Raw genomic sequence first — 10584 nt, forward strand, 5'->3', positions numbered from 1 at the left:
TCCTCAGGAGGGATCGCCCAGCCCCAGATAATCCAGAAGCTCCCGGCCGGTCCTCGCCTCGAAGCGCTCCACCAGGGAGGGAATCTCGCCCGAGGGCATGTCGAGCAGTATCTTCTCCACGCGCAGCAGAGGGAAGAAGACGAGCGTCGGCGTGATCGCCGGTGCCGAGGAATCGGCCGCCTGCCGCAGCCAGTCGTCGAACGCCTGCAGGTCGAGTCCGAGGACCGAGACGCCGGTTCCGTCCAAGGAGCGCAACACGCCCCAGAAGCGCTCCTTCGGCTCCTTCAGATACAGGATGACCGGAGCGCCCGGACGAAATCGATCGACCCTGAGCATCGGCTCCCCTTCAGAAAGGCATGCGCTCCAGCGCCGCCTCGTCCACGTCCAGCGCCGCTTCGGTCGCGCCGCGCACCTGCTCGACGCTCAGCTCCGGCGCGATTTCGACCAGCTTCAGCCCGCGGGGCGTGACGTCCACCACCGCCATGTCGGTGATGATCCGGTGGACCACCCGGACCCCGGTCAGGGGAAGCCGGCAGCGCTCGAGGATCTTGGGCTCCCCGTCCTTCGTCGTGTGGGTCATCATCACGACGACGCGGCGCGCCCCGGCCACCAGATCCATGGCCCCTCCCATCCCCTTCACCATCTTGCCCGGGACCATCCAGTTCGCCAGACTTCCCTCGCGATCCACTTCCATTCCCCCGAGGACGGTGAGATCGACGTGGCCGCCGCGAATCATCGCGAAGGAATCGGCCGAGGAGAAATAGGCCGATCCGGGGGTCTCCGTGATGGTCTGCTTCCCGGCGTTGATCAGATCCGGGTCCTCGTGCCCCTCCTCGGGAAAGGGTCCGATGCCGAGCAAGCCGTTCTCGGATTGCAGGATCACCTGGACTCCGTCGGGAAGATAGTTCGCCACCTGGGTCGGCATCCCGATGCCCAGGTTCACGTAGTAGCCGTCCCTAAGCTCGATCGCCGCCCTTCGGACGATACGTTCTCTGCTCGATACGCTTTTCATAGCTCTTCCCCTCGAAGATGGCGTCGACGTAGATCCCGGGCGTCACGATCGCCTCCGGATCCAGCTCTCCCGGCGCCACCAGATGCTCTACCTCCGCGATCGTCCGATCTGACGCGGCGGCCATCATCGGATTGAAGTTCCGGGCGGTCTTACGATAGACGAGATTCCCGAGCGTGTCTCCCTTCCAGGCTTTCACGAACGCGAAGTCGCCGCGCAGGGCGTGCTCCAGCAGGTAGGTCCGGCCTCCGAATTCCCGCACCTCCTTCCCCTCGGCGACGGGCGTCCCGACCCCCGTCGGTGTGTAGAAGGCGGGGATCCCGGCCCCTCCCGCCCTCAGGCGCTCCGCGAACGTCCCCTGGGGGACGAGATCGACCTCCAGCTCTCCCGAGATGAACTGCCGCTCGAAGGTGTCGTTCTCGCCCACGTAGGTCGAGATCATCTTCCGGACCTGGCCGCTCTGGAGCAGGATGCCGATTCCAAAGTCGTCCACTCCGGCGTTGTTGCTAACGACGGTGAGATCCCGCGTGCCTTGCTCCCTCAAGGCGGCGATCAGGTTTTCCGGGATGCCGCAGAGCCCGAACCCCCCCATGAGGATCACGGCGCCGTCCGGAATCTCCCGGATCGCCTCGCGCGCCCCCGCGATGACCTTGTTCACGGCTCCGCTCCGTCGCCCCGCGCCGGCTCCCGCCGCGCTTCGCGCAGCTCGATGAGGACGCCGCCCGCGTCCTTCGGATGCAGGAAGGCGATCTTCGAGCCCTCCGAGCCCTCGCGAATCCCGCCCACGAGACGGACTCCCTCCGCGCGGAGCCGATCGCAGGCCTGCTCCACCGAGTCGACCACGAAGCAGAGATGGTGGATCCCCTCGCCGCGCTCGCGGAGGAACTTCTCGACCGGCGAGCCCGCGCCGCTCGCCTCCAGCAGCTCGACGCGTCCCGCTCCGGAGCCCAGGATGGCCACTCGGACCTTCTCCTCCCGCACTTCCTCGACCGCGGACAGCGGCATCCCGAGGAGATCCCGGTAGAACGGAATCCGCTCCTCCAGCCGGCGCACGGCGATGGCGACGTGATCCAGACGCTGGATCACCGCCGCCTCGAGCCGAGCATCGCGGCCCGCCGCGGCGCCGGGAAGCGAATCTTCTCAAGGACCGCTTCCGCCGCCGTGTAGGGATCGCGGCGCCGATGCGCCAGGTCTTCCACCAGATCCTCCATCATCCCGTTGTCCAGGCAGGTTCTTCTCACCCGGCTCAGAAGCTCGTCGCGAAGTAGGTTCAGGAAGCGCTCGCGGCTCCTCCGCCGCTCCCGCCGCCGCCTCGCCTCGGAGTCCACCGCCCCCGAGCGCCGGCCCTCCACCTCTTCCATCAGCTCGGGCACTCCCTCGCCCGTGAGAGCGACGGTCTTCAGGATCGGCGGGGCCTCCGCGGGATCGCCGGCGGCGAGCGCGAGCATCGCCCGCAGCTCGGACTCCAGCCGGTCGGCGCCGTCGCGATCCGCCTTGTTGATGACGAACACGTCGGCGATCTCGAGGATCCCCGCCTTGATCGCCTGGATGTCGTCTCCCAGCCCCGGGGGAAGGACCACGAGGACCAGATCGGCGATCTCGACGATTTCCACCTCGTCCTGGCCGACGCCCACCGTCTCGATCAGCACGACGCCGTAGCCCGCGGCGTCCATGAGGTCGACGACGTCCCGCGAGCTTCGGGAGACTCCGCCGAAATGGCCGCGCGTCGCCATGCTGCGGATGAAGACGCCCGGGTCGATCGCGTGCTCCTGCATCCGGATTCGATCGCCCAGGATGGCGCCCCCGGAGAAGGCGGAGGAAGGATCGACCGCGATGATCCCCACTTTTTCCCCCCGGCCGCGCCAGCCGGCCACCAGCCGGCTCACCAAGCTGCTCTTGCCGGCCCCGGGCGGCCCCGTGATCCCGAGGACGAGCGCCCGCCCGGTCCTCGGATAGACCGCTTTCAGGACCTCCCGTCCCTCCGGCCGTTCCGCCTCGACCCAGGAGATGCTCCGGGCCAGCGCCCGCGCGTCGCCCGCCAGGATCCGGCTCGCCAGGGACGCTCCCGCTCCGCTCCGGGCGCTCACGGCTCCAGGAGCCGCCGGGCGATGACGAGGCGCTGGATCTCCGAAGTGCCCTCGCCGATGGTGGTGAGCTTCGCGTCCCGGTGGAACTTCTCCACCGGATAGTCCTTGATGTATCCGTAGCCGCCGTGGATCTGGATCGCCTTGTCCGTCACCCGCACCGCCATCTCGGACGCGTAGAGCTTCGCCATCGAGGCCGCCTTATTGATCTCTCCCCCCCGGTCCTTCAGATCGGCCGCGCGCAGCGTCAGCCAGCGGGCCGCCTGGATTTCGGTGGCACAGTCCGACAGCATGAACTGGATGGCCTGGAACTCGCTGATTTTCCGGCCGAACTGCTCCCGCTGCCGCGCGTAGCGCAAGGCCGCCTCGAAGGCGCCCTGGGCGGTCCCCACCGCCATGGCGGCGATCCCGATCCGGCCGCCGTCGAGGACGCGCAGCGCGTCCCGGAACCCCTGGCCTTCGGCGCCCAGCATCTGCGTGCGGTGGACCCGGCAGTTCTCCATCACCAGCTCCGCCGTGTCGGAGGCCCGGCAGCCCATCTTGTTCTCCCGCTTGCCGGGCCGCAGTCCCGGCATCCCTTTCTCGAGGATGAAGGCCGAGATGCCGCCGTGCTTTCCCGCCTGAGGATCGGTCACGGCGAAGATCACCGCCGTGTCGGCAATCGAGCCGTGCGTGGCGAACGTCTTGGCGCCGTTCAGCACGAAGTGCTCGCCGTCGCGATCGGCGCGGGTCTTCGTCCCGCCCGCGTCGCTCCCGGCGGTCGGCTCCGTCAGGCTCCACGTCCCGATTTTCTCCCCCCGCGCGAGCGGAACCAGGTATTTCTTCTTCTGCTCCTCGGTCCCGGCGATGTAGAGGTGGTTGCAGGCGAGGGAATTGTGGGCCGCGATCGAGAGCGCGACCCCGGGGTCGACCCGCGCGATCTCCTCGATGATCAGGGCGGCGTCGACGCTCGACAGTCCCGAGCCGCCGTATTCCGGCGGGAAGATCATACCCGCGAGCCCCAGCTCGGCGGCCTTTTTGAAGAGATCGAAGGGGAATTCTTGGCTCTCGTCGAGCCGGAGGCTGTGCGGCGCAATCTCCTGCTCCGCGAACTCGCGGACCGTCTTGCGGGTGAGGAGCTGCTCCTCGGTGAGCGCGAAGTCCACGTCGCCTCCGGGGCTTGAGCCGAGTCTCACGAATCCTATCGCAGCGTCTCGAAAGCCGTCAAGAAATCCCGGCTCACGGCGCGATGCTCACCACCCGGTCCCGGCCCGCGGAAAACCGTCTTCAGCCGGCGATCCGGCGGGCCTCGCCGGCCGCTTTCAGGACCTCCTGGCGCGACACGTCAGCATGGGTGACCATGCGCACCAGCTGGGCGGAAAACGGCAGGCACAGGACGCCCGCCTTTCTCAGGTCCTCCACGAAAGCCGGGGCCGGCTGCTTCACGGTGCGGAACATGACGATGTTGGTCTCGACGCGCGCGGGATCGATCTCGAGGCCCGGAACGGCCGCGAGCCGCTCGGCCAGAAGACGCGCGTTGGCGTGATCGTCGGCGAGCCGGGAGACCATCGTCTCCAAGGCCACGATCCCGGCCGCTGCCAGCACTCCGGCCTGGCGCATCCCCCCTCCCATCCTCTTGCGCATGGAAACCGCCTCTTCAATGAAGGGACTGCTTCCCGCCAGGATCGATCCGACCGGGGCAGCCAGCCCCTTGGAGAGACAGAACATGACCGAATCGGCGCCTTCCGTGAGCTTCGCGATCTCCACGCCGGAAGCCACCGCCGCATTGAAGAGACGCGCCCCGTCGAGATGGAGCCTCAGGCCCAGGGTGCGGGCCAGATCGGCGACTTCCCGGAAGCGTTCTCGAGGGTAGATCCCGCCGCCCTGCAGGTTGTGGGTATTCTCCAGGCAGACGAGGCGCGCGCGGGAATAGTAGTAAATCGAGGGCCGAATCGCCTCCTCGATCTGCCCCGCGGTGGGGAAACCCCGATCTCCCTGGACGGGCCGCGGCATCGCTCCGGAGAAGGCGGCCATCATCCCGAGCTCGTGATTCATGATGTGGGAGTCGGCGTCGAGGATCACCTCCTCGCCCGGGCGGGTGTGCACCGCCACCGCGATCTCGTTGCCCATCGAGCCGGTGGGGACGAAAAGGGCCGCCTCCTTGCCGAGGATCTCCGCCGCCTTCTCCTCCAGCCGGCGCACGGTCGGATCTTCGCGGTAGACGTCGTCCCCCACTTCCGCCTCCGCCATGGCGCGCCGCATGGCCGGCGTGGGACGGGTCACCGTGTCGCTTCGTAGGTCGATCATGAGGCGCTCCCGCGAGGGCGGCGATTATAGCAGCCGGGCCCGCGGAGAGAGAACCGCGCCGGCCGCCTCCTTTATTTATAATGACGGTGGAAGCTTCCGCTCGTTGCCGGGGTCCCGCTTGCCTCTTCGTGGTCTGGGCGCGCCGACGCGCCGACTTCTCCTCGCCGCCGCGGCTCTTCTCGGAGCGCTGGCTTGCGCCAAGCCTCCGCCTCCCGCCAGTCTCCTGCTCGTCACGATCGACACGCTGCGCGCCGATCATCTCGAGATCTACGGCTATTCCCGGCCCACCTCCCCCCGGATCGACTCGCTGGCTCGCGCGGGGACGACTTTCCGCAACGCCTACACGCCTGTTCCGAGGACGACGCAATCGGTCGCGACAATCCTGACCGGGCTGTACCCGAAGCATCACCGGGCGCGCGGGCTCTTCTCGATCCTTCCCGCGGCCAACACGACCCTGGCGGAGATTCTCGGGAAGCGGGGCTACGCGACGGCCGCCGTCGTCTCCAACATCTTCCTGCAGCCCGGCAAGGGGTTCGAACAGGGGTTCGGCTCCTACTCCAATCCGCGCCGCCGTTTCGAGGGAGACAGCAGCCGGGAGATCACCGACGAGGCGCTCGCCAAGCTCAGGTCCTTCCCGGCCGGAAAGGAGTTCTTCCTCTGGGTCCACTACCTCGAGCCGCACTGGCCTTACGAGCCGGAGACCCGGTTCGCCGCGATGTTCGGGCCTCCTCGGCCTCCTTCCAAGACGCTTCAAGCCCTCCAGGAGGGGAAGCTCCCCAAGGGAGACGTCATCTTCAAGACCCCTTTTTCCGCCGAGGACCGAAGATTCCTCGTGGCGCTCTACGACGGGGAGATCGCCCAGGTGGACGAGCAGGTGGGCCGGTTGGTGGAAGGGATCCCCGCCGAGATTCGCAAGAACCTCCTGATCGTCCTCACGTCGGATCACGGAGAGAGCCTGGGGGAGCACGGCTATTGCTTCGCGCACGGGGAGTATCTCTATGACGGGACCCTGCGCGTTCCCCTGATCTTCGTCTTCCCGGACCGGGTTCCGGCCGGCGTCCAGGACCGCGCCGCGTCGCTTCTCGACGTGACTCCGACGATTCTGCGCCTGCTGGGGCTGCCCGACCGGCCCGGGATGGACGGCCTGCCGCTGTTCGCCGCGGGGAATCCGGCGTTCACGCCCGCGGGCGGCCACGATCTCCTGTTCGCCGAGACCGATTACCAGCTGATTCACTCGGCGAACCCTCGCTTCTACATTCCGGGCGTGCGCGGGAGGTGGAGCAGCGCGCGGCGGGGAGCCCGGAAGCTGATCCGGATTCCGCGCCCGGAGGGGGATCTCCACGAGCTCTACGATCTTTCGCGGGATCCCGGGGAGCAGGCGTCGGCCGATGCGGCCGCCGACCCGGCCGGCGCGGAGTTGATGCGCGATCTCGATCGCTGGGTCGATTACGACGAGGGGGCCGGGAAGAGCCTGGAGGAAAGCCTGACCCCCGAACAGCGCGAGCGGCTCCGCTCGCTCGGCTACCTTCAATAGCGTTCCAGCTCCTCGCGGCGCCAATCGACCGGCGCGAACCTGGCGATCGGCGCTCGAGCTTGCTTCGCCGAGCGCCGATTTTATGCCCTTTCGACGGGATGCCCCGACCCTCGGATCGTTCCGGCGGTCGTGATATCCTGATTTCTCCGGAACTTCAAAAGGGCCCCCGCCGTATCTCTTTTCGGACGGAGTATTCCGCTCCAAAGAGGCGTCTGTGACCGAAACCGCCATCGCCGTCGAGAGCCTGGCCAAGACCTACCGAGTGGGATGGGGCCGCGAGCCGGTCCGGGCCCTGAACGGCGTCAGCCTTTCCGTGCGACGGGGGGAGGTCTTCGGACTGCTCGGCCCCAACGGGGCGGGGAAGACGACTCTGGTCAAGGTCCTTCTCGGGATCACCCATTCCGACGGCGGCCGGGCGGCGGTCCTGGGGAAAGAAGCAGGCGACGTGAAGACGCGCGCCCGGGTCGGCTACCTGCCCGAGGGACATCGCTATCCGCTGCACCTTACCGGGGAAGGAGTGGTCCGGTGGTTCGCGCGTCTCTCCGGCGTGCCCCAACGGGAGATCGAAGGCAGGACCCGCCGCCTCCTCGCCCGCGTGGGGCTGGAGCGCTGGGCCGGCGTCCGGCTCAAGAAATACAGCAAGGGGATGGTGCAGCGGCTCGGGATGGCGGTGGCGCTGGTGCACGAGCCCGAAGTCCTCTTCCTGGACGAGCCCACCGACGGCGTCGATCCGGTGGGACGGGCGGAGATCCGCCAGATCCTGGTTGAGGAGAAGAAGAAAGGGACGAGCATCTTCATCAACTCCCATCTGCTCTCCGAGATCGAGCGCGTCTGCGATCGCGTGGCGGTCGTGTCGCGCGGCCGGATCCTGAGGGAGGGGAGCGTCGCCGACCTCACCGATCGGGGACTGTCCTACCGGGTCGACGCGGGCGCCGTCCCGGAGCCCGTTTTGGCGGCGCTCCGGCAGCGATCCACCGGAGTCGAGGCGACCAACGGCCTGGTGCACCTGCGCGTCGGCAGCCTGGAGGAGCTAAACGAGTGTCTCGACTCCCTGCGCGCGGCCGGCTGCCTCCTGCGGGAAGTCTGGCCGGAGAAGAGCACCCTGGAGGAGAGCTTCATCCAGATCCTGGATGGCGAGGAGGCGAGGCCGTGAGCCGGCTCCTGGCCGTCGTGGACGGGACGATCCGCGAATCGCTGGCGAAGTTCACCTTTCTGGCCTTCCTGATCATGTCGACGCTGATGCTGCTTCTCATCACCTTCGCCGTGAATCTGGACGTCGTGGACGGGGCGCTGGCCGCGGCGAAGCTGTTCGGCCACGAAGTCCAGCTCGGCGGGGAACGCATCTCGATCGACAGCCTGGTCACAGGCATTCAGACGGGCCTCGCGGGATTCCTCTTCGGCGTCGGGTTGTTTCTTTCCATCTTCGCCACGGCGAACCTCGTCCCCGTCATGCTGGAGAAGGGTTACGTGGATCTCCTCCTCTCCAAGCCGCTGTCCCGAACTGCGCTTTTCTTGGGACGCTACCTGGGCGCGCTTGCGGTCGTCTTCATCAACCTTCTCTACCTCATCGGGGGAGTCTGGCTCCTTGTGGGCTGGAAGACGGGGACTTGGAAGATGGGACTCCCGGCCGCCGGCCTGATCATCCTCCTGACCTATGCCGTTCTGCTTGGATTCATGATGCTGGTGGGAGTCGTGACACGTTCCTCCTCGATCACGATCATGCTCGCCTACTTCCTTTTTCCGCTGACGGGATTTCTCTCGATCCGGGGGAATCTCACGGTGATGCTCACCAGCAAGACTGCCATTGCCCTTATCAACGGCCTGTATCACGTCCTGCCGAAGATCGCCGGGCTGGGAAAGGTCATGGGTGAGCTGGCCATGGAGAAGCCCGTCGCTTCCTTCGCCCCCATGGGATCGTCGATCATTTTCGGCGCCACGTGCCTGGCGCTGGGCACCGTTTATTTTTCTCGCAAGGACTACTGACATGAAGAAAGGAGGCTCCATGACAAGACTCTTTCCCCGAACCCTGGCGCTCCTGGCCGCCTTCCTGGCGTGCGGCTCTTTCTCTCCCGTCTTCTCCCTCGAAGCGGAGCCCACCGAAATGGCGCTCCTCCCCTCCTCCTCCGACCTTGTGATCTCGCTCGACTACGCCACGCTCCGGAAGAGCGAGCTGGTCTCGGACATGGAATCGCGCCTCGACGCGGTCCCCGAGGCGGCGGAGAACTACCGGCGGTTCGTCAAGGAAACCGGCCTCGATCCGAGGCAGGATACCGATCAGATCCTCGTCTCGATCAAGAACGCGGAGGGGTCGGACGACGGCTTCCTGCTGGTGGCACGCGGCCGGTTCGCGGGCAACCGGCTCGTCGACTCCGCGGCGGCCAAAGGGGGAACGCTGAGCACCCTCAAAGGAGGAGTCCGGATGTGGACCTCTCCCCAGGAAGGGTCCGGCTCCGCCGGAAGGACTCCGATGGCGATGGCGCAACCCACCGAGAGCATGCTGCTCTTCGGCTCGGAGCCGGAAGTCCAGCGCGCCGTGGGCGTGGTGACGCGGACGAAGTCCCCCGCGGCGCGGGAGATGCGGTTCCGGAACCTTCTCGCGGGCGTCGATCGCAAGGCGCCGGCCTGGGCGGTCCTCAGCTCCAAGAGCCTGGCGGAACGGTTCTCTTCGGAGATCGCCAAAGGAGGCGACGGACCGAAGGCCTTCGCCGCCGTCGACTCGGTGCGCGTCATGGCCTGGCTGGGGAAGGAAGTGGATCTGAAGATCCAGGTCGACGCGCGGGACAAGGAATCGGCGGGCCTGCTGGGCGATCTCTTCCGCGGGATGGCGGCCGCCGGGAAGCTGGCGGCCAAGGACAGCGATCCGGAGGCGCTGAAGGCGCTTCAGGAGATGAGCATCGTCGACACGGGCGCCGGCGTCGAGATCAAGATGAGGATTCCAGGCGCCCGGCTGCGGGCCCCCCAGGCGGGCGGACGGACGGAATGAATCCCGCCGGGCGTCACTTCCCGGCGCGCCTCACGAACTCTCCGGTCATGGTGTCGACGAGGACGCGCTCCCCGGCCTCGAGGTAGGAAGGGACGCGGATCTCGGTCCCGTTGGCGAGCTTCGCCGTCTTGGTGACTTTCCCGCTCGCCATGTCGGAGCGCCCCCCCGGTCCCGTCTCGATCACTTCCATCTCCACGAACTGGGGCAGCTCGACCCCGACCACTTTCCCGCCGAAGACCACCGACCGGAGGGTGATCCCCTCGATCAGCCACCTCGTCGCGTCCCCGAGCGTCTCGGATTCGAGCTGGAACTGCTCGTACGATTCCTCGTCCATGAAGTGGTAGGTCTCCCCTTCCGAATAGAGGTAGTTGATCTTCCGCCGCTCCAGGTCGGGCTCCTCGAACTTCTCCCCCGACTTGAAGGTCATGTCCAGGACTTGTCCCGTGATCACGTTGCGCGCCCTGACGCGTACCAGCGTCGCCGCGCCCCGCGCCGAAGGGGTCTGGACGGTGTAGTCCATGATGACGAACGGCTTGCCTTCGACGAGAAGGGAGAGCCCTTTCTTGAAATCACCGGTGGATATCATCGCAAGTCTCCGGCGGTACGTTGTTTCCCTGGGCGTGAAGGAGAGCCTATCCGAGACGGACTCCTTCGATCAATCTTGACATGCGGGCGGCGAGACTTTCTC

General features: G+C 67.0%; 12 protein-coding genes. 4 read left to right on the top strand and 8 right to left on the bottom strand.

The features are described from left to right. Nucleotides 1-3: 3 nt before the first annotated feature. The 7 genes from VGR67_12595 to VGR67_12625 all read right to left on the bottom strand — a co-directional run bounded on the left by VGR67_12595 (nt 4) and on the right by VGR67_12625 (nt 5379). Nucleotides 4-336, bottom strand: a complete 333-nt coding sequence (locus tag VGR67_12595) for a hypothetical protein (GenBank protein HEV8337249.1) — start codon at nt 334-336, stop codon at nt 4-6. Nucleotides 337-346: 10 nt separating this feature from the next. Beyond that, nucleotides 347-1012 (bottom strand): CoA transferase subunit B, encoded by a 666-nt coding sequence (locus tag VGR67_12600; protein HEV8337250.1) that lies wholly within the window; start codon nt 1010-1012, stop codon nt 347-349. Then, the gene (locus VGR67_12605; protein ID HEV8337251.1) at nt 957-1667 is read right to left on the bottom strand and encodes a CoA transferase subunit A; all 711 of its coding nucleotides are present in this window, start codon (nt 1665-1667) and stop codon (nt 957-959) included. The genes VGR67_12600 and VGR67_12605 overlap by 56 nt, the downstream gene beginning before the upstream one ends. Next, the gene (gene mce / locus VGR67_12610) at nt 1664-2095 is read right to left on the bottom strand and encodes a methylmalonyl-CoA epimerase (protein HEV8337252.1); all 432 of its coding nucleotides are present in this window, start codon (nt 2093-2095) and stop codon (nt 1664-1666) included. The genes VGR67_12605 and mce overlap by 4 nt, the downstream gene beginning before the upstream one ends. After that, nucleotides 2092-3096 (bottom strand): methylmalonyl Co-A mutase-associated GTPase MeaB, encoded by a 1005-nt coding sequence (gene meaB / locus VGR67_12615; GenBank protein ID HEV8337253.1) that lies wholly within the window; start codon nt 3094-3096, stop codon nt 2092-2094. The genes mce and meaB overlap by 4 nt, the downstream gene beginning before the upstream one ends. After that, complete coding sequence (locus VGR67_12620; protein ID HEV8337254.1) at nt 3093-4238, bottom strand: acyl-CoA dehydrogenase family protein; 1146 nt, start codon at nt 4236-4238, stop codon at nt 3093-3095. Before VGR67_12620 ends, meaB begins: the two co-directional genes overlap by 4 nt. Nucleotides 4239-4359: 121 nt before the next feature. Beyond that, complete coding sequence (locus VGR67_12625; GenBank protein ID HEV8337255.1) at nt 4360-5379, bottom strand: GntG family PLP-dependent aldolase; 1020 nt, start codon at nt 5377-5379, stop codon at nt 4360-4362. Nucleotides 5380-5497: 118 nt separating this feature from the next. Here VGR67_12625 and VGR67_12630 point away from each other — a divergent pair, with 118 nt between their 5' ends. The 4 genes from VGR67_12630 to VGR67_12645 all read left to right on the top strand — a co-directional run bounded on the left by VGR67_12630 (nt 5498) and on the right by VGR67_12645 (nt 9896). Beyond that, the gene (locus VGR67_12630) at nt 5498-6913 is read left to right on the top strand and encodes a sulfatase (protein HEV8337256.1); all 1416 of its coding nucleotides are present in this window, start codon (nt 5498-5500) and stop codon (nt 6911-6913) included. 214 nt (nt 6914-7127) lie between these two features. After that, nucleotides 7128-8066 carry an ABC transporter ATP-binding protein gene (locus VGR67_12635; GenBank protein ID HEV8337257.1) on the top strand — a complete coding sequence of 313 codons (939 nt, stop codon included), beginning with the start codon at nt 7128-7130 and terminating at the stop codon, nt 8064-8066. Next, nucleotides 8063-8896 carry a hypothetical protein gene (locus VGR67_12640; protein ID HEV8337258.1) on the top strand — a complete coding sequence of 278 codons (834 nt, stop codon included), beginning with the start codon at nt 8063-8065 and terminating at the stop codon, nt 8894-8896. The genes VGR67_12635 and VGR67_12640 overlap by 4 nt, the downstream gene beginning before the upstream one ends. 19 nt (nt 8897-8915) lie before the next feature. Next, nucleotides 8916-9896 carry a hypothetical protein gene (locus VGR67_12645; GenBank protein HEV8337259.1) on the top strand — a complete coding sequence of 327 codons (981 nt, stop codon included), beginning with the start codon at nt 8916-8918 and terminating at the stop codon, nt 9894-9896. A gap of 13 nt (nt 9897-9909) precedes the next feature. Here the strand turns inward: VGR67_12645 and efp are convergent, their stop codons facing one another. After that, a complete protein-coding gene (gene efp, locus VGR67_12650; protein ID HEV8337260.1) occupies nt 9910-10482 on the bottom strand; it encodes an elongation factor P in 573 nt (190 codons plus the stop codon). Between the last annotated feature and the right edge of the window lie 102 nt (nt 10483-10584).

The sequence above is a fragment of the Candidatus Polarisedimenticolia bacterium genome (genome assembly GCA_036004685.1).
Taxonomy (GTDB): Bacteria; Acidobacteriota; Polarisedimenticolia; order Gp22-AA2; family AA152; genus DASYRE01.

What these genes read in the sequence shown, in the direction of transcription:
- VGR67_12595 (HEV8337249.1), bottom strand. Translation starts at nt 336, where the DNA reads ATGCTCAGGGTCGATCGATTTCGTCCGGGCGCTCCGGTCATCCTGTAT.
- VGR67_12600 (HEV8337250.1), bottom strand. Translation starts at nt 1,012, where the DNA reads ATGAAAAGCGTATCGAGCAGAGAACGTATCGTCCGAAGGGCGGCGATC.
- VGR67_12625 (HEV8337255.1), bottom strand. Translation starts at nt 5,379, where the DNA reads ATGATCGACCTACGAAGCGACACGGTGACCCGTCCCACGCCGGCCATG.
- VGR67_12645 (HEV8337259.1), top strand. Translation starts at nt 8,916, where the DNA reads ATGACAAGACTCTTTCCCCGAACCCTGGCGCTCCTGGCCGCCTTCCTG.
- efp (HEV8337260.1), bottom strand. Translation starts at nt 10,482, where the DNA reads ATGATATCCACCGGTGATTTCAAGAAAGGGCTCTCCCTTCTCGTCGAA.